This window comes from Dactylosporangium sp. NPDC051087, assembly GCF_055586325.1.
The window spans coordinates 216,931-235,310 of the sequence record NZ_JBVJIJ010000019.1 but is presented as its reverse complement, the minus strand read 5'-3'; the positions used below and the strand labels follow the sequence as shown (position 1 = coordinate 235,310).

The following is an 18,380-nucleotide window of genomic DNA, read 5'->3' as shown; positions in this document are numbered from 1 at the left end:
CGCTACGGGACCAGCACGAGCTTCCCCGTGGTGTGCCCCTGCTCACCGAGCTCGTGCGCGAGGGCGACCTGGTCGAGGGGGAAGACCCGGTCGACGTGGACCGTGAGCCGCCCGTCGAGGACCAGCGCGGTCAGGTGCTCCAGGCCGGCCCGGTCGGGCTCGGCGAGCAGGAACACCCCGCCTGCCTCGATGGCGGCCGCCTCGTCGGCGCCGTTGAGGGCGATCAGCGCCCCCTCCGGCCCGAGGGTCGCCGCCAGCTGCGGGACCTGCCCGGCGACCGTGGCGACGGCCACGTCGATGTCCTTCATCCCGGCATAGACGTCGTCGGTGTGATCGTGCACCTCGGCGGCGCCGAGGGACCGCACGAAGTCGTGCTTCGGCGCCGACGCGGTGCCGATCACGTAAGCGCCGCGGGCTCTCGCGATCTGCACGGCGATGTGGCCGACCCCGCCGGCCGCCGCCGGGATCAGCACCCGCTGGTCGGCGAGGACCCCGGCGGTCTCGACGAGGACCTGCCACGCGGTGAGCCCGGCGAGGGCGAGCCCGCCGGCCTGCTCGTGGGTCAGGTTCAGCGGCTTCAGCGCGAACTGCCGGGCCGGACCGGTGACGTACTCCGCGTAGGCGGCGGCCTCGCCGGGGAAGCGGACCATGCCGAACACCTCGTCGCCGACGGCGAACCGGGTGACGCCGCTGCCGGTGGCGGCGACCAGCCCGGACAGCTCCCAGCCGACGGTGAACGGCGGCTCGCCCAGATAGCCGCCGCTCGCGCGGACCTTCCAGTCGACGGGATTGACGCCGGCGGCCTGCATCTCGACCAGGATCTCGCCCGCGCCGGGCGCGGGGACGCCGACCTCGGCGATCCGCAGCACCGACGCGTCACCGAGCACGTCCTGTGTCACCCGGCGCATCATCGGGACACGTCCCGCGTCGACCGTCGCATCATTCGGACGGTAGCACCGTCTCCGCCGCCCAGGACCGCCAACGGTCGAGCTTGCCACCGGCGATGGCGAGCTGGTCGGAGACCGGCCCGGGACCGGTCGAACCCGGCGTGGTCCGCGCCGCGAGGGCGCCCGGCACGGAGAACACCGTCCGGACGTCCGGGGTCAGGTGCGGGCTGACGGCCTGCAGGTCGTCGTCGGAGACCTCGTCCAGGCCGACGTCGCGGGACGCGGCGATGACGACGAGCTTGCCGGTGATCTCGTGCGCGTCGCGGAACGCCACGCCCTGCCGGACCAGCCACTCGGCGACCTCGGTGGCGAGGGTGTAGCCGACGGGGGCCTGCTCGGCGAGCCGGTCGACCCGGACCGTCATCGTGGAGATCATGCCCGCGAGGGCGGGCAGGACCAGCTCGAGGGTGTCGACGGCGTCGAAGACCGGCTCCTTGTCCTCCTGCAGGTCCCGGTCGTAGGCGAGGGGCAGGCCCTTGAGCATCGCCAGGACCCCGGCGAGGTGGCCGATGAGCCGGCCGGACTTGCCGCGGGCAAGCTCGGCGATGTCCGGGTTCTTCTTCTGCGGCATGATCGACGACCCGGTCGCGAACGCGTCGTCGAGCTGCACCCAGCCGAACGCGGGGGTCGTCCACAGCACGACCTCCTCGCCGAGACGAGACAGGTGCACGCCGGTGAGGGCCGCGATGAACAGGAACTCGGCGACGAAGTCACGGTCGGAGACGGCGTCGATGGAGTTGGCCGCGGCGGAGTCGAAGCCGAGCTCCTTCGCGACCTGCGTCGGGTCGAGCGGCAGCGACGACCCGGCGAGCGCGCCGGCGCCGAGCGGGCTGACGGAGGTGCGGGCGTCCCAGTCGCGGAGCCGGTCCAGGTCGCGCAGCAGCGCCTGCACGTGGGCGAGGAGCTGGTGGCCGAACGCGATCGGCTGCGCCGGCTGCAGGTGCGTGAAGCCGGGGGCGGGCGTGTCGACGTGCCGGGCGGCCTGCTCCAGCAGCGCGTCGGCGAGCTCGACGATCCGGCCGGCGACGCCGCGGGCGTGATCGCGCAGATACAGCCGCAGGTCGGTGGCCACCTGGTCGTTGCGGGACCGGCCGGCGCGCAGCTTCCCGCCGAGCGCGCCGAGCCGCTCCAGAAGACCGCGCTCCAAGGCGGTGTGCACGTCCTCGTCGTCGACCGTCGGCCGGAAGTCGCCGGCGGCGCAGGCGGACTCGAGGTCGTCGAGCGCGGCCAGCATCCTGCCGAGCTCGTCGGCGTCGAGCAGGCCGGCCCGGGCGAGGACCCGGGCGTGGGCCCGGGACCCGGCGATGTCGTACGGCGCGAGGCGCCAGTCGAACTGGACGCTCACCGACAGCCGGGCGAGGGCCTCGGCGGGACCGCCGGCGAACCGGCCGCCCCACAGCCGGGTCGGGGACTCAGAAGACGAAGTTGCCACGCGACGATCCTTCCATACCTTGCTTTCGCGCAAGATCGCGCTATTTTGACGCGCCGTCGAGGTGCGCCCATTCGGTGAGCTTCGCCGCGAGGGTCTCCCCGGCGGACGGGCGGCCCTGCGGGTCGGGCGCCTCCCGGGCGACGACCATGATGGTGTCGTCGCCGGCGATGGTGCCCACGATGTCCGGCAGGCCGGTGCGGTCGATCGCGCTGGCCAGGAACTGCGCGGCGCCGGGCGGGGTGCGCAGCACGACGAGGTTGCCGGAGCAGTCCACCCCGGTCAGCAGCTCCCGCAGCAGCCGGATCAGCCGGTTCGGCGCCTCCTCGGCGGGGCGCAGCGCCCGTTCGCCGTCCTCCGGGATGAGGTACTCGCCGCGGACCTTGACGGCCCGCAGCTCCTCCAGGTCCCGCGACAGGGTCGCCTGCGTCACCTGGATCCCGTCCGCCGCGAGGAGCTCGGCGAGCTCCGTCTGCGACCGCACGGCCGACCCGCGGATCAGCCCCGCGATCCGCTCGTGCCGCGCTGCTTTGGAGACCGGCGTGCTCACGCCGCCGCCTCCGGCGTCGCCGCGAGCCGATGCTGTGCCTCCGGTTCGCGGCCCGAGCCGCTCCGCTGGCCGCTCACGCCTGGTCCAGCAGCCAGGCGAGGAGTGCCTTCTGGGCGTGCAGGCGGTTCTCGGCCTCGTCCCAGATCGCGCTCTGCGGCCCGTCCATGACCTCTGAGGTGATCTCGTCGCCGCGGTGCGCGGGCAGGCAGTGCAGCACGATCGCCTCGCTGCGCGCGTTGGCCATCAGGGCGGCGTTCACCTGGTACGGGCGGAACGGCGTGACCCGGTCGAGCCCGTCGCCCTCCTGCCCCATCGACGTCCAGGTGTCGGTGACCACGACGTCGGCGTCCTTGGCGGCGAGGACCGGGTCGGGGACCCACTCGACGCTGCCGCGCTCCCGGGCCGCGGCCAGGACCGCCGCGTCGGGTTCGAAGCCGGCCGGGCCGCTCAGGCGCACCCGCATGCCCGCGGTCACGCCCGCCAGGGCGTAGGAGTTGGCCATGTTGTTCGCGGTGTCGCCGACGTACGTGAGCACCCGGCCCTCGGTCGAGCCGAGCCGCTCCCGGACGGTGAGCAGGTCGGCGAGGAGCTGGCACGGGTGGAAGCCGTCGGTGAGCGCGTTGACGACCGGCACCGTCGCGTGCCCGGCGAGCTCCGCGACCCGGGCGTCCACATCGGACCGGATCACGATCGCCGACACGTAGCGGGACAGGACCTTCGCCGCGTCGCCGATGTCCTCGCCGCGGCCGAAGTGGGTGCTCTGCGCGTCGATGATGATCGGGGTGCCACCGAGCTCGGCGATGCCGGCCTCGAACGACACCCGGGTCCGCAGCGACGGCTTCTCGAAGATGACGGCGACGGCCTTCGGCCCGGCGAGGGGCTTGTGCGCGAAGCGGTCGGCCTTCATCGCCGCGGCGAGGTCGAGGACCGCGGACTGCTCGGCCGGGCTCAGGTCGTCGTCCCTGAGGACGTGCCGGGGAGTCTGGCCGGGCATCAGGCCCGCACCGCGTCCAGGGCCGGGCCGAGCGCGGCGACGAACGCGTCGGCCTGCTCGTCGGTGAGGATCAGCGGCGGCGCGATGCGCAGCACGTCCGGCTGCGCGGCCTGGGCGAGGAACCCGGCGTCGCGCAGCACGGCGGCGACCGCGCCGGCCGCCGGGCCGTTGAGGACGATGCCCAGGAGCAGGCCGGCGCCGCGGATCTCCCGGGTGAGGGGATGGCCGAGGGCCTCGACGCCACGGCGGATGCGCTCGCTGAGCTGCTTCACGTGGTCCAGGAGGTGCTCGGACTCGATCGTGTCGAGCACCGCGAGGGCGGCGGCGCAGCAGACCGGGTTGCCGCCGAACGTCGAGGCGTGCATGCCTGGGCCGAGGAGCGTGGCCGCGTCGTCGAACGCGATCATCGCACCGAGCGGCAGCCCGCCGCCGAGGCCCTTGGCGAGGGTGACGACGTCCGGGCGGACGCCTTCGGCCTGGTGGGCGAACCAGTAGCCGGTGCGGCCGACGCCGGTCTGCACCTCGTCGAGGGCGAGCAGCGCGCCGTGCCGGGCGGTGATCTCGCGGGCGGCGGTGAGGTAGCCGGGGGGCGGGACGACGACGCCGGACTCGCCCTGGATCGGCTCCAGCAGCACCATCGCGGTCGCGTCGTCGACGGCGGCCTCGAGTGCGGCGACGTCACCGTACGGGATGTGCACGACCTCGCCGGGCAGCGGCCGGAACGGGTCCTGCTTCGCCGGCTGCCCGGTGAGCGCGAGCGCGCCCATGGTGCGGCCGTGGAACCCGGCCTGCGCGGCGATGATCTTCGTGCGGCCGGTGCGGCGGGACAGCTTGAACGCGGCCTCGTTGGCCTCGGCGCCGGAGTTGCCGAAGAACACCGCACCCGGCCGGCCGCCGAGGTCCAGCAGCCGCTCGGCGAGCGCGACGACCGGCGGCGACGCGTACAGGTTGGACACGTGGCCGAGCGTGGAGATCTGCGAGGTCACGGCGGCGACGACCGCCGGGTGGGCGTGACCGAGCAGGTTGACCGCGATCCCGCCGAGCAGGTCCACATAGGAGCGTCCCGCCTCGTCGACGACGACCGCGCCGCTGCCGCTGACGAGCCCCAGCGACGGCGGCCCGTACGTGTTCATCACCGACGCCTCAAACCGCTCAACAAGCGTCATGACCCCACCACCATCGTCCCGAACCCTTCCGACGTGAACACTTCCAGCAGCAGCGAGTGCGGCACCCGGCCGTCGACGACGTGCGCGGCGGGCACACCGCCCTTGACGGCGCGCAGGCACGCCTCCATCTTCGGCACCATCCCCGACTCCAGGGTCGGCAGCAGCTCGGCGAGCTCGTCCGCGGTCAGCCGCGAGATCAGCGACTCCGGGTCCGGGTAGCGGGCGTAGAGGCCCTCCACGTCGGTGAGGACGACGAGCTTGCGGGCCCCGAGCGCGATGGCCAGCGCGCCGGCGGCGGTGTCGGCGTTGAGGTTGTGCAGCACCCCGTCCGCGTCCGGCGCGACCGTCGACACGACCGGGATCCGCCCGGCGGCGATGAGGTCCGCGACGGCGCCGACGTTGACGTGCTCGACGTCGCCGACCTGGCCGATGTCGACCGGTGCGCCGTCGACGATCGCGGGCCGGCGCACCGCCGTGAACAGGCCCGCGTCCTCGCCGGACATGCCGACGGCGTGCGGGCCGTGCTCGTTGATGAGCCCGACGAGCTCCCGGCCGACCTGCCCGACGAGCACCATCCGGACCACGTCGGCGGTCTCCGGGGTGGTGACGCGCAGGCCGCCCTTGAACTCGCTGGCGATGCCGAGCCGCTCGAGCATCGCCGAGATCTGCGGGCCGCCGCCGTGCACGACGACCGGCTTGATGCCGACGTGCCGCAGGAAGACCATGTCCGCGGCGAACGCGCGCTTCAGCTCGTTGTCGAGCATGGCGTTGCCGCCGTACTTGACGACGATCGTCGCGCCGGAGAAGCGCTCCAGCCACGGCAGCGCCTCGATGAGCGTGTTCGCCTTGCCCAGGGCGATCCCGAGGTTGCGCCCGTTCACGACGAGTACGCCGAGTTCTCGTGCACGTAGCCCATGGACAGGTCGTTGGTCAGTACCGTCGCGGCGGCGGCACCCGCGTGGAGGTTGACGGTGACCGTGACCGCCCGCGCGCTGAGGTCGACCTTGGAGCGGTCCTCCCCGGCGGCGCCGTTCTTGCAGATCCACACGCCGTTGATGGCGACGTCGACCTCGTCGGGCTCGAACGCGGCCCGCGTGGTGCCGATCGCGGCGAGGATGCGGCCCCAGTTGGGGTCGTTGCCGAAGAACGCGGTCTTCACCAGGTTGTTGCGGGCGATCGACCGGCCGACCTCGACCGCGTCGTCCTCGTCCGCCGCGCCGGTGACCTCGATCGCGATCTCCTTCGTCGCGCCCTCGGCGTCGGCGATGAGCTGCTCGGCGAGGCTCGCGCAGACGGCGGTGACCGCCTCGGCCAGCTCCTCGGGCGTCGGCTGGATCCCGGCGGCGCCGCTGGCCATGAGCAGCACCGTGTCGTTGGTCGACATGCAGCCGTCGGAGTCGATCCGGTCGAACGTGACCCGGGTCGCCTGCTTGAGCGCGGCGTCGAGCACGTCCGCGTCGGCGACGGCGTCGGTGGTCAGCACCACCAGCATCGTGGCGAGCCCCGGCGCCAGCATGCCGGCGCCCTTCGCCATCCCGCCGACGGTGAACCCCTGTCCACTGTGGACAGCGGTCTTCGGCACGGTGTCGGTCGTCATGATGGCCTGCGCGGCGTCCGCGCCGCCGTCGCGGGCGAGGCCGCGGGCGGCAGCGTCGACGCCGGACAGCAGCTTCTTCAGCGGCAGCCGCTCGCCGATGAGGCCGGTGGAGCAGACCGCGACGTCGCCGGCGCCGACCGGGAAGCGCGACGCCCGCCCGGACAGCACGGCCGCGGTGTGCTCGGCGGTGGCGTGGGTGTCCTGGAAGCCGGCCGGTCCGGTGCACGCGTTGGCGCCGCCGGAGTTGAGGATGACGGCGCGCACGATGCCGGCCCGGAGCACCTGCTGGCTCCACAGGACAGGTGCCGCCTTGATCCTGTTGCCGGTGAAGACGGCCGCGGCGGTCCAGTCCGGACCGTCGTTGACGACCAGCGCCACGTCGAGCGCTCCGGCGGTGGCCTTGATGCCGGCGGGGACCCCGGCGGCCCGGAAGCCCTTCGGCGCGGTGACGGTCATGGCGCGATCCCGTCGGCGGTGAGCCCGGCGCCCTCGGGCAGCCCGAGCATCAGGTTGGCATTCTGCACGGCCTGGCCGGCGGCACCCTTGACGAGGTTGTCGATCGCCGACACGACGATGATCCGGCCGCTGTCCACGTCGACGGTCGCCTGCAGGTGCGCGGCGTTGCCGCCGAACGTCGACGCGGTGTGCGGCCACCGCCCTTCCGGCAGGACCTGCACGAACTGCTCCCCGTCGTAGGCCTCGGCGAGGACCTCGCGCGGGTCGCGGCCCGTCAGCGGCCTGGCCGTCACGGTGGCGAGGATGCCCCGCGGCATCGGCGCGAGGACCGGCGTCATCGACAGCGTCGCCGCGCCGGTCGCCTGCTTGATCTCCGGGACGTGCTGGTGCGCGCCCACCTTGTACGGCGACAGCGACCCCATCACCTCCGACGCCAGCAGGTGCACCTTGGCGGAGCGACCCGCGCCGGACGTGCCGGAGGCCGCGACGACCACGACGTCCTCGGGGTCCGCGACGCCGGCGGCGATCAGCGGCGCGAGGGCCAGGATCACCGTCACCGCATAGCAGCCGGTGTTGGCGACCCGGTCCGACGCCGCGATCCGCTCCCGCTGCCCGGGCAGCTCCGGCAGCCCGTAGGTCCACGTGCCGGCGTGCTCGCCGGGGTAGTACCGCGTCCAGTCCTGGGCCGCCTTGAGGCGGAAGTCGGCGCCGATGTCGACGACCTTCACCGACTCGGGCAGCCGCGCGGCGAGCGCCGCGGACTCCCCGTGCGGCAGGGCCAGGAACACCAGGTCGGCGTCCGCCAGGACCTCCGGCTCGGTGCGCGCCAGGACCACGTCACGCAGCGACCGCACGTGCGGGTGCACGTCGCCGATCTTCGACCCGGCCTGCGCGAAGCCCGTGGCGGCGGCCAGGTCGAGGTGTGGATGCCCGGCGATCAGCCTGAGCAGCTCCCCACCCGCGTACCCGGACGCCCCGGCGACAGCGACTCGTATTCCCATGCGGTCAACTGTATCTCTATGCATCCGGGTGTTTCAAGCGCATTGCGGCGCCGATCACCCGGCGGCGTCCCGGGCGCTACTCGGGGTCCAGGACCCTCGCCAGCTGGGCCCGGTTGCGGACGTTGAGGCGCCGGTACAGGCGGGTCAGGTTCGCCTCGACCGCCTTGATCGACAGGAACAGCGCGCGGGCGATCTCCCGGTTGGTCGCGCCGGCCCGGACCAGCTCGACGATGCGCCGCTCGGTCTCCGACAGGCCGGCGCCGCGGCCGCCGTCGAGGCGGGCCAGGTCGGCGGCGGCGACCTCGCGCCACGGGTGCGCCTCGGCGGCGGCGTAGCGGCGCACGGCCTCCGACAGGGCCGCCCGGGCCGCGCCGCGGCGGTGGGCGCGCCGCTCCAGGCCGCCGAGCGTGTAATACGCCCGGGCGACCTCGAGCGGATACGGGTGCTCCTGCCACTCCTCGATCGCCCGGTGCAGCGCCTCGGCGCCCTCGCGGGCCTCGCCGGTCGCGGCGGTGAGCACGGCGCGGGCCCGGGCCAGGCCGAGGAAGACGATGGTGCGGTCGAGGTGCCTGGCGTGCTTGTGCACCTCGTCGAGGACCTCGGCGGCCTCCGCGCGGGCGCCGGCGCCGACGAGCGCCTCGATGAAGTCGGCGTGCCACGGCAGGATGCCCGGGTCGAGACGGCCGAGCCGCTGGTCGAGGGCATACGCCTCGCGCATCGCGTCGGCCGCCGCGACCGGGTCGCCGCGCAGCATGTGCACCAGGCCCGACGACGCGTACGCGAGTTTGATCCAGTCCTCGTCACCGGCGGCGAGGCAGGCGGCGAGCCCGCGCTCGGCGTAGCCGGCCGCGGCGGTGGCGGTGCCGCCGCCGCTCTCGGCGAGGGCGGCGACGAGGTAGCCGGGGCCCGGGGTGGTCTCGACGTCGACGTAGAGGCGCACGCACTCGCGGCCGGCGGCGACAGCGTCGGCGCAGCGACCGGCCCGCCAGTAGATGCCGGCGACGGAGACCAGGACGGAGGCGAGGTCACGGACGGTGCCGGCGCGCTCGACGGCGATCCGCAGGGCCTCGATGCGCCGCACGGCCTCACCGGTCTCGCCCTTGAAGAGGCGGCTCATCGCGGCGACCTGCCGGGCGGCGACGGTGGCCGGGGTCAGGGAGAGGCCGCGGGCGAGCTTGCCGGCCCGCTCGAGGTATTCGTCGCCCTGCGTGCCGAGCAGGATGTTGCCCTTCCAGCTGAGCACCTCGACGAGGCGCTCCATGTCCCCGCACAGCTCGGCGGCCTCCTCGGCGCGCTTGAGCTCGGCGAGCGCGCCCTCGCCGTCGCCGTCGTAGTAGGCCTTGACGCCCTTGTACAGCCGGACGTGGGCGAGCAGGTCGGGGGTGTCGACCGCCTCGACGAACGCGGCGTCCAGCAGCGGCCCCGAGTTGGAGTGGTCCTCGCCGGACATCTCGACGAGCAGCAGCCGGGCGCCGATGCGGGTGCGCCGGTCGGCGGCGTCGCGCAGCGCGGCGGTCGCGTGCCGCCGGGCGTCGGCGGGCGATCCCGCCGCATACGCATACTGGGCGGCGCTGAGCCTCCTGACCGCGCCGACGCCGGGGGTGTCGCGCGGGGTCCGGTCGGCGGCGAGCGCGGCGAGGTCGGCGGCGACGGCCGGCGCGCCGCGCAGCCGGGCCGCGGACGCCGCGTCGGCGAGGCACTCGGCGAGGGCCTCGTCCGGCTCGGGCCGGGCGGCGGCGAGGTGCCTGGCCCGGTCGACGGGGTCGGAGACGGTGTCGGCGAGCCGCTCGTGGGCCTCCCGGCGGGCGGCGGCGGTCGCGTCGGCGTAGACCATCTCCCGCAGCAGCGGATGGCTGAAGCGGATCGCGCCCTCGGCGTCGACGTCCAGCACCGACGAGGCCAGCGAGGCGTCGAGGTGGTGCTCGGCGAGCCCGCAGCGGTGCAGCAGGGCGAGGCTCGGGCGGGCGGCGGCGGCGATGACCAGCAGCGCCGGCCAGTCGGGCGCGGGGAGCAGGGCGAGCCGGGCGGCGAGCAGCTCACGGAGCCGGTCGGGCACGGGCAGCGGGTCGGTGGTCGGGACGGGCGCGACGCCGAGCGCCCGGCCGAGCTCGACGGCATACAGCGGGTTGCCGGCGCTGGCCTCGTAGATGCGGTGCAGGTGGGCGCGGCCGGCCTCGGCGCCGAACCTGGCCCGGAGCAGGTCGGCGACGTCGCTCTCGGGCAGGGGCGGGACCTGCAGCGTGATGCCGGGTGGCGGGCACAGGTCGAGCCGGGTGGCGCGGTCGCCGTCGGGGACGCGCTCTGCGGCGAGGATGCGCACCGGCGCCTCGCCGAGCCGGCGGGCGACGAACCGGAGGACCTCGGCGCTGGGCTCGTCGATCCACTGCACGTCGTCGAGGACGAGCAGGACGGTGCGCTCGGCGGCGAGGGCGCGCAGCAGCTCGAGGACGGCGAGGCGCACCGCGAGCTGGTCGTGCGGGGTCGCGGGCAGCGCGCTGCGCAGCAGGGCGCCGTCCAGCGCCGCGCGCAGGTGCGGCGGGAGGTGCTCGGCGGCGTCGGGGGCGCCGTCGAAGAGGTCGACGAGCGCGAGATACGGCAGGTCGGCCTCGGCCTCGGCGGCGGCCGCGCGCAGCACGAGCGCGTCGGTCTCGCCGCCGGCGATGGCGTCGAGGATGGTGGATTTCCCGATGCCGGCGGGGCCGTAGAGCAACACGCCGCCGCCGCCCGTGAGCCGCTCGCGGGCGTGAGACAGGAGATCAGCGCGGCCGAACGGCGCGGCCGGCCAGGTGCTCACCACCACTGTTCCACCACGACGCCGAGTCTCTCCCGAACGCCACCGCGCCGCAATGTCTGCCCAACGGCGGCGGTCGTCCGGACGTCGCGATGTTGAACACTGTCAGCGGAGCCGGTCACAGGGCAGGACGGCCTCCCAGCCGAGCACCGGCCACTGTGCGGTGTGGACCGTCACCCGCCGCAAACGGGGCTCCGCTTGGCATTGGGCGCGCGCGGCGGCGACGGTGGTGTCCCAGCGCGGGAGACCGTCGGTGTAACCGCCCGGTCGCAGATTGGCGATACCCACCGCGGCCACAAGTGTCGCCAACGCGACAAACGGGACCGTCCCGGGGAGGCCGTCGCCGGGCAGCGCCAGCGCGACCGCCGCGGCGATGTTGGGCAAGCTGATCAATACCAGGTACCGGCCCTCCGGGAATCCGTGCACGGCGAGCTGGAAGGCACCCGCGCCGGCCGCGAACCCGGCGAGCAGCGCCGCGAGCCGCCACCGCGGCCGGGTGAGGCGCAGCAGCGCGACGGCGACGACCGCGGCGGGGACGGCCAGGCCCAGCAGCGTCAGGAGGCGGTCCGGCGGGGTGAGCCACGCCTCGCCGAGGAACGAGCGCGGCACCCCCCAGCGCAGGTACATGTGGGCGACGGGGACCGGGTCCAGCACCGGCCGCTCCCCCACGTCCCGCCGCGAGCCGCCGAGCAGCAGCGGTACCAGCTGCAACACCGCACCGGGCAGGAGCACCAGGACCCGCAGCAGCGCGTCGCGGTCGCGGTGCCGGGCGAGCCGCAGCAGCGCGACCGGCACGAGCAGCAGGCCGAGGATCGAGTTGAGCACGGCGAGGGCCGGCACGGCGACGGCGGCGACCCGGGCGGGCGGCCGCGGCGGGGTCCACAGCAGCATCCAGAGCCCGGCGTAGACCAGCGGGAACTGCAGCTGCGCGAGGGTGTTGGGCACGTAGCCCATGGGCACCGCGGCGGTGGCGCCGATGACCAGCGCGGCCGGGGTGCCGAGGCGGTCCCGGGCGGCGGCGGTCACCGCACCGGCGAGCAGCGCGGTGAGCACGGCGGCGACGGAGGCGTTCAGCGCGGCCGCCCACGACACCGGGAAGAGGGCGATGACCGCGAAGCACGTGCGGGCCACGGTGTGGAAGTAGCCGTTGAAGGGCGTCGCGAAGGTTTCGTACCAGGGCAGGTTGAGCGCGTCGGTGAGGAACTCCTGCCCGTCCTCGGCCCAGACGCTGTTGAGGCCGCCCCGGAGCAGGCCGGCGACGGCGAACCCCAGCACGGCCCAGCGCAGCGTGGTCACACCCGGTCAAACGAACGGGCGCCCCGCACCGCAGTGCGAGGCGCCCGGCTTTTCTCAGGCTCAGAGCTTGCCGTCGGCGACGGCCTGGGTCACCCACGGGATGACCTCGTCGAGCATCTCGTCCAGCGAGGTGTCGGCCGAGTAGCCGAGGATCTCCTTGGCCTTCGACACGTCCGGGACGCGCTTCTGCACGTCGTACTCGTACGGGTCGTCGGACACGACGCTGAACGGCACGTCGTTGCCCTTGATCTTGCGCCAGATGACCTCGGCGAGCTCCAGCACCGTCGTGGACTCGGCGGTGGAGATGTTGAAGTCCTGGTTGACGGCGTCCTCGTGCTCCATCGCGGCGATGATGCCCTTGGCCAGGTCACCGCCGTAGGTGTAGTGGCGGACCTGGTCGCCGGCGCCGAGGATGTGCAGCGGGTCCTGGCCCTTGACGATCTTCTGCACCAGGTCGGGCACGACGTGCGACATGGCGAGCTTCACGTTGCCGGACAGCACCTCGACCTCGCCGAGCGCGCGGCCCTCGCCGACGCCGACGCAGTTGAACGGGCGCACGATCGTGTAGGGCAGCTTGTACTGGTCCCAGGCGGCCTTCGCGTAGTACTCGACGGCGAGCTTCTGGAAGCCGTACGACGACAGCGGCGGCGGGACGAGACGCTCGTCGCCCTCCTTCGACGGCCAGTGCGTGGTCGACTCGAACACCATCGACGACGACAGGTAGGTCATCTTCTTGAGGGTGCCGTCGCGGTGCGCCTTGATCGCCGCGTCGCAGGAGGAGGCCATGATCCGCTCGTTGGTGGCGAGCAGGTCGTAGGCGTAGGCGTGGAAGTAGGAGATGCCGCCGATCATCGCGGCGCCGGCGATGAAGTGGTCGCAGCCGTCGAGCAGCTCGGTGACCAGGTCGACGTCGCGGGCGTCGCCCTCGACGAAGCGGTAGTCGGGGTGCGAGTCGTAGCTACGGGTGACCGGACCGTATTTCGAGTAGTTGTCCAGGCCGACCACCTGGTAGCCGCGGGACAGCAGCTCCTCGACGACATATCCACCGATGAAGCCGGCCGAACCGGTGACCAGGACCTTTGCCACAGACACTCCTTAACTCTGAACTGCTTCGTGGTTGCTGGGAACATGGTCGCGGGCCTCGGTCGAAGTCGCCGAGGACGCCGCGCGGGCCGCCTGCGCGTCGTCGCGGGCCGCGGAGGACCCGGGCCGCTTCGCGACCTGCTCCATGGTGAGGCGGCGGCCGAACGCGAACCGCCACCACTTCAGGTAGCTGGGCAGGAAGCGACCGACGTCGAACCGGGACTCGCCGAGCTGCCGGTCGAGCCAGATCGTCGGGATCTCCGCGACGGGCAGCCGCAGCCGGGCCGCCTTCGCGGTGAGCTCGATGCCGATCTCGAAGCCGGTCTTGCTCTCGATGCCGACCTGCCGGACGAACGCCGTCGAGTAGGCCTTGAAGCTGTTGGTCGCGTCGCGGGTGCCGACGCGGGCGAACATGTACAGGGTGCGACCGGCGCCGCGGGACAGCGCCCGCTTGAACCGGGGACCGCCGACCTGCTGCCCGCCCGGCATGTACCGCGACGCGGCCGCGACGACGACGCCCCGCTCGACGAGCCGGGCGAGGTCCTCGATCTGGCGCGGGTCGTCGGAGCCGTCGGCCATCGTGACGACGGCGACCGGGGCACGGGCGACGTCGATGCCGAAGCGGATCGCGTTCGCCGGGCCGCGCCCGTAGGTGTTGAGCACGGTGCGGACGCGAGGGTCGCGGGCGGCGACGCTCTGCGCGAAGGGCACGGTGGTGTCCTCCGCCATGTCGTGCACGACGAGGACCTCGGCCGGCATCAGCACGGCCCGCAGGATCCGCTCCAGGCAGGGCACGATGGCCTCGCCCTCGTTGTACACGGGAATCACCACAGAAACCTGCGGCACAAGGCTCATACGCGCACGCCCTTGTTGGTGATCCCCCACATGTCCGCGACCGGGATGTCGGTCTGCAGGTCGCGGTACTCAGGGTGCGGCGCGGCGATGATCAGCAGGTCGGCCTTGGCCAGGACCTCGTCCTGGGAGACGAACCGGTCGTCCTTGACATACGGGTCGCTGCACAGCGTTTCCTTGGCCTTCAGCATGACGACCTTGCGCAGCTTGTAGGCCAGGGACTCGCGGATGTCGTCGCTGCCGCCCTTGAACGCCATGCCGAGGATGCCGACCGTCATCTCCGACAGGTCGAAGCGCTCCTGCAGCTTCGACACGACGTAGAGCGGCAGGCCCTCGTTGATCAGCATGGCGCTGTGGCCGAGGACGAACGTGTTGTTGGTGAACGCCGCCAGCTGCATCGTGTCCTTGAGCAGGCACGGCCCGGCGGCGAAACCGGCGCCCGGCATGTCGTTGGCGCGCGGGTACTGGAAGCGGATGGCGTGCCGGATCCGCTCGAAGTCCAGACCGAAGTCGTTGGACATCATCCAGAACTGGTTGGCGGCGGCGAACTTGATGTACCGCCACGTGTTGGTGAACAGCTTCGCCAGCTCGGCCTCTTCGGGCTCCAGCCGCACGATGTCGGTCGCCAGGTTGCGGAACAGCTTCTCGGCCCGCTCCAACGCCACGGGGTTACGGGCCGACACGATCTGCGGCAGCTCGAACAGCTCCGTCATCGCCTTGCCCTCGGCGATGCGCTCCGGGCAGAACGCGACGTCGGCCTTGACCCCGAGCCGCGCGATGAGCTTCTCGGTCAGGGCGGTGACGCCCGGGTGCACGGTGCTGCGCAGCACGATGAGCTGCCCGTCGCGCAGATAGTCCGCGCAGCGCTCGATGGCCGCGGGGACCGCGCCGATGTTCGGGTTGAGGTGCTCGTCGACGGGCGTGCCGACGATCACGACGAGGTGCTCCGCCGACGCGACGCTCGCCGGGTCGGTGCTTGCGGTGAGCCTGCCGTCCTTGACGGCGGTGGCGAGCGGCTCGGCCGCGCCCTCCTCGTCGAACGGCAGACGGCCTTCGTTGACCACGGCGACCGCGGCCGCGTTGATGTCGTACAGGGTGACCTGCAGGCCGCGGGAGGCCATGGCGATGCCGAGCGGCAGTCCGACCCGGCCGCAACCCCCGATGATCACGACGTCGGTCGTGAAGCCTGCCGATGCACTATCGTCTGACACGCGCTGCCCCTCCAGGAGAGCCGAGATCGAAACCGGCGCTTGGCGCGGGCCGAGCCTTCATGATGACCTCACGCCACGTGACAAGACGGAGGATGGCTCAGCGCCGTGACGGTATCACTTCCGCACATCGCGCTCTTGACCCGATCAGGGTGAAGCGTCCCTCCCCACACCTTTCCGGCCAGCGAAAATCCGTCTCGGTCCGATATCTGACGGTGCCCTGACGCGGTGCTCAACCGTTGTGACCATCCGTTCGGTTGGGTGCCCGTCGGCCGTTGAGTCAGCCTCCGCGCTGACCCACCGTCGCCGACCCAGGCGGCGCTTCGAGCCGCTCCACATGGATCCGGTACGCGGTGCGCAACCTTCGCTGAAGCCACTCGTCGTCCTGCGGCACCCGGCTGGTGGGTGAGCGGTGGTGCTCGACATCGCCGAGATGATCGGCAGGTGGTTGAGCTGACCCGGTGAGTGAACAGCGAAGGGAGGGCGTGCCCCGCGGGCACACCCTCCCTTCGTCATGTCCGGGCTACGCGCCGCGCAGGGTTGCGCCGAACCTGTCGGCGGCGACCGCGACCGCGGCGTCGCGGGCCGCGAGCGCCTCCTCGCCGGTGAGCGTGCGGTCCGGGGCGCGGAACGTCAGCTTGTAGGCCAGGGACTTGCGGCCCTCACCGAGCTGGGTGCCCTCGTACACGTCGAAGAGCCGCACCGATTCGAGCAGGGCGCCCGCCCCTTCGGTGAGCGCGGACTCGACGTCGCCGGTGGGGGTGGCGGCGTCGACGATCAACGCCACGTCCAGCAGCGCCGTCGGGAAGCCCGACAGCCGCGGCGCGGTGGCGACGCCCGGCAGCGGCAGCGCGTCGAGGTCGAACTCCATCGCCACGGTGCGGCGCGGCAGGTCGAGGTCGGCGCAGACGGCGGGGTGCAGCTCACCGGCGTGCCCGACGACGGTGTCGCCGACGAGCAGCGCGGCGCAGCGCCCCGGGTGCCACGGCGCGACCGCGTCGGGTCCGGTCGCGGCGCGGACGGTGATCGTCACCCCGGCCGCCTCGGCGGCGACGCGGGCGGCCTCGACGGCGTCGGCCCAGTCGGCGGGGCGGCCCGCGCCCCACCAGCCGGCGGGTTCCGCGTCGCCGGCGATGACGGCGGCGACGTGCCACGGCTGGTGCGGCAGGAGCGCCTCGGCGGCCCGCAGGTCCTCGGCGGGCGGCGGGCCGTCGACGCCGGCGGCCGGCGCGACCTTGACCGGCCCGTCGGGCAGGAAGACGGTGCCGAGCTCGAACAGGGCGACGTCGCGCAGGCCGCGGCCGAGGTTGCGGCGCAGCGCGCCGAGCAGCGGCGGCAGCAGCGTGGTGCGCATCCCCGGCTCCTCGTCCGACAGGGGGTTGCGCAGGAGCACCATGTCGCGGCGCGGGTCGCCGGCCGGGATCCGCAGCGCGTCGAGGGTCGCCTCGCCGACGAACGGGTAGCACAGCGACTCGATGAACCCCGCGTCGGCGAGGGCCCGGCCGACGGTCCGGCGGCGGCGCTGGGTGACCGACAGGCCCGCGCCCGGCGGCGCGATCGGCAGGACGCTGGGGATCCGGTCGTACCCGTCGAGGCGCAGGACCTCCTCGACGAGGTCGGCCGGGTCGACGAGGTCCAGCCGCCAGCTCGGCGGGGTGACGACCGCCCGGCCGTCCTCGACCTCGACGGCGGCGCCGATCATGGTCAGCACCTCGACGACCCGCTCCGGGGTGTAGTCGATGCCGGCGAGCTCCGACGGGCGGGTGATCGCCATGGTGACCGGCGCCGGCGGCGCGACCGCGTAGACGTCGGTGACCCGGGGGTCGACGGTGCCGCCGCCGTGCTCGGCGAGCAGCGCCGCGGCCCGCGCGCACGCGGCGGCGGTGATCTGCGGGTCGACGCCGCGCTCGTAGCGCTTGCCGGCCTCGCTGGGCAGCTTGTGCCGGCGGATCGTGCGGGCGACCGACAGCGGGTCCCAGTGCGCGGCCTCGAGGAGCACGTCGACGGTGCTCGCCGACACCTCGGTGGTGCTGCCGCCCATGACGGCGGCGAGCGACACGACGCCGGAGTCGTCGGCGATGACGATGTCCTGCGGGTCGAGCGCCCGCTTGACGCCGTCGAGGGTGGTCAGCGTCTCCCCCGCCGCGGCGCGGCGCACGACGAGGGCGCCGGTGAGCCGCTCCAGGTCCCACGCGTGCATCGGCTGGCCGGTCTCGATCATCAGGTAGTTGGTGATGTCGACGGGCAGCGAGATGGAGCGGATGCCGGCGACGGCGAGCCGGGCCTTCATCCACTGCGGGGTCGCGGCGGCCGGGTCGACGCCGCGGACGGCGACGGCGGTGAAGCGGTCGCAGGCGACGCTGTCGCGCACGACGATCGGGTAGGCGTCGGTGCCGTCGGCCTCGATCGGCACGACCGCCGCGACCGGGTCGCGGTAGGCGCCGCCGAGCGAGTGCGACAGCTCCCGGGCCAGCCCCCGCACCGAGAAGCAGTAGCCCCGGTCGGGGGTGACGTTGACCTCGACGACGATGTCGTCCAGGCCGACGATCGGCCGCGCCTCCGCGCCGGGGGCGGCGGTGTCCGGGGGCAGCACGATGATGCCCTCGTGCTCGTCGGAGACGCCGAGCTCCCGGGCGGAGCAGATCATGCCGTTGGAGATGTGCCCGTAGGTCTTGCGGGCGGCGATCGCGAAGCCGCCGGGCAGGACCGCGCCGGGCAGCGCGACGACGACGAGGTCGCCCTCGGCGAAGTTGCGGGCGCCGCAGATGATGCCCTGCGGCTCGGCGTTGCCGACGTCGACGAGGCAGTAGCGGATGGGCTTCTTCAGCCCCTGCAGCTCCTCGATCGACTCGACCCGGCCGACGACCAGGGGACCCTGCACCGACGCGCCGGCGTCGGTCATCTCCTCGACCTCGAGGCCGACCTTGACGAGGGCCTTCTCCAGGCCGTCGGCGGTCAGGTCCTGCGGCAGGTCGACGTGCTCACGCAGCCACGACAGAGGTACGCGCAT

General features: G+C 73.5%; 14 protein-coding genes. All 14 read right to left on the bottom strand.

The genetic code is table 11. From position 1 onward, the window contains the following. Window positions 1–2: 2 nt before the first annotated feature. Window positions 3–908: an NADP-dependent oxidoreductase gene (locus tag ACZ6TV_RS33495; RefSeq protein WP_465301582.1), complete on the bottom strand. Its 906-nt coding sequence runs from the start codon at window positions 906–908 to the stop codon at window positions 3–5. A gap of 31 nt (window positions 909–939) precedes the next feature. Next, a complete protein-coding gene (argH, locus tag ACZ6TV_RS33490; protein WP_465301475.1) occupies window positions 940–2,379 on the bottom strand; it encodes an argininosuccinate lyase in 1,440 nt (479 codons plus the stop codon). Window positions 2,380–2,419: 40 nt separating this feature from the next. Beyond that, window positions 2,420–2,926: an arginine repressor gene (locus tag ACZ6TV_RS33485; protein WP_465301473.1), complete on the bottom strand. Its 507-nt coding sequence runs from the start codon at window positions 2,924–2,926 to the stop codon at window positions 2,420–2,422. Between the two features lie 73 nt (window positions 2,927–2,999). Then, complete coding sequence (gene argF, locus ACZ6TV_RS33480; RefSeq protein WP_465301471.1) at window positions 3,000–3,920, bottom strand: ornithine carbamoyltransferase; 921 nt, start codon at window positions 3,918–3,920, stop codon at window positions 3,000–3,002. Beyond that, window positions 3,920–5,086 carry an acetylornithine transaminase gene (locus ACZ6TV_RS33475; protein WP_465301469.1) on the bottom strand — a complete coding sequence of 389 codons (1,167 nt, stop codon included), beginning with the start codon at window positions 5,084–5,086 and terminating at the stop codon, window positions 3,920–3,922. Before ACZ6TV_RS33475 ends, argF begins: the two co-directional genes overlap by 1 nt. Further along, window positions 5,083–5,967 (bottom strand): acetylglutamate kinase, encoded by an 885-nt coding sequence (gene argB, locus ACZ6TV_RS33470; protein ID WP_465301467.1) that lies wholly within the window; start codon window positions 5,965–5,967, stop codon window positions 5,083–5,085. Before argB ends, ACZ6TV_RS33475 begins: the two co-directional genes overlap by 4 nt. Then, complete coding sequence (gene argJ / locus ACZ6TV_RS33465) at window positions 5,964–7,139, bottom strand: bifunctional glutamate N-acetyltransferase/amino-acid acetyltransferase ArgJ (protein ID WP_465301465.1); 1,176 nt, start codon at window positions 7,137–7,139, stop codon at window positions 5,964–5,966. The genes argB and argJ overlap by 4 nt, the downstream gene beginning before the upstream one ends. After that, window positions 7,136–8,140 carry an N-acetyl-gamma-glutamyl-phosphate reductase gene (gene argC / locus ACZ6TV_RS33460; RefSeq protein WP_465301463.1) on the bottom strand — a complete coding sequence of 335 codons (1,005 nt, stop codon included), beginning with the start codon at window positions 8,138–8,140 and terminating at the stop codon, window positions 7,136–7,138. The genes argJ and argC overlap by 4 nt, the downstream gene beginning before the upstream one ends. A 76-nt stretch (window positions 8,141–8,216) precedes the next feature. After that, window positions 8,217–10,934 (bottom strand): AAA family ATPase, encoded by a 2,718-nt coding sequence (locus ACZ6TV_RS33455; protein ID WP_465301461.1) that lies wholly within the window; start codon window positions 10,932–10,934, stop codon window positions 8,217–8,219. A 102-nt stretch (window positions 10,935–11,036) separates the two neighbouring features. Beyond that, the gene (locus ACZ6TV_RS33450; RefSeq protein ID WP_465301459.1) at window positions 11,037–12,227 is read right to left on the bottom strand and encodes a hypothetical protein; all 1,191 of its coding nucleotides are present in this window, start codon (window positions 12,225–12,227) and stop codon (window positions 11,037–11,039) included. Between the two features lie 60 nt (window positions 12,228–12,287). Further along, complete coding sequence (locus ACZ6TV_RS33445; protein WP_465301457.1) at window positions 12,288–13,313, bottom strand: NAD-dependent epimerase/dehydratase family protein; 1,026 nt, start codon at window positions 13,311–13,313, stop codon at window positions 12,288–12,290. Window positions 13,314–13,322: 9 nt separating this feature from the next. After that, window positions 13,323–14,165, bottom strand: a complete 843-nt coding sequence (locus tag ACZ6TV_RS33440; RefSeq protein ID WP_465301455.1) for a glycosyltransferase family 2 protein — start codon at window positions 14,163–14,165, stop codon at window positions 13,323–13,325. Continuing rightward, a complete protein-coding gene (locus ACZ6TV_RS33435; RefSeq protein WP_465301453.1) occupies window positions 14,162–15,331 on the bottom strand; it encodes a nucleotide sugar dehydrogenase in 1,170 nt (389 codons plus the stop codon). Before ACZ6TV_RS33435 ends, ACZ6TV_RS33440 begins: the two co-directional genes overlap by 4 nt. 562 nt (window positions 15,332–15,893) lie before the next feature. Further along, window positions 15,894–18,380 carry a phenylalanine--tRNA ligase subunit beta gene (gene pheT, locus ACZ6TV_RS33430; protein WP_465301451.1) on the bottom strand — a complete coding sequence of 829 codons (2,487 nt, stop codon included), beginning with the start codon at window positions 18,378–18,380 and terminating at the stop codon, window positions 15,894–15,896.

What these genes read in the sequence shown, in the direction of transcription:
- ACZ6TV_RS33495 (WP_465301582.1), bottom strand. Translation starts at nt 908, where the DNA reads ATGCGCCGGGTGACACAGGACGTGCTCGGTGACGCGTCGGTGCTGCGG.
- argF (WP_465301471.1), bottom strand. Translation starts at nt 3,920, where the DNA reads ATGCCCGGCCAGACTCCCCGGCACGTCCTCAGGGACGACGACCTGAGC.
- ACZ6TV_RS33475 (WP_465301469.1), bottom strand. Translation starts at nt 5,086, where the DNA reads ATGACGCTTGTTGAGCGGTTTGAGGCGTCGGTGATGAACACGTACGGG.
- argJ (WP_465301465.1), bottom strand. Translation starts at nt 7,139, where the DNA reads ATGACCGTCACCGCGCCGAAGGGCTTCCGGGCCGCCGGGGTCCCCGCC.
- argC (WP_465301463.1), bottom strand. Translation starts at nt 8,140, where the DNA reads ATGGGAATACGAGTCGCTGTCGCCGGGGCGTCCGGGTACGCGGGTGGG.
- ACZ6TV_RS33440 (WP_465301455.1), bottom strand. Translation starts at nt 14,165, where the DNA reads ATGAGCCTTGTGCCGCAGGTTTCTGTGGTGATTCCCGTGTACAACGAG.
- pheT (WP_465301451.1), bottom strand. Translation starts at nt 18,380, where the DNA reads ATGCGCGTACCTCTGTCGTGGCTGCGTGAGCACGTCGACCTGCCGCAG.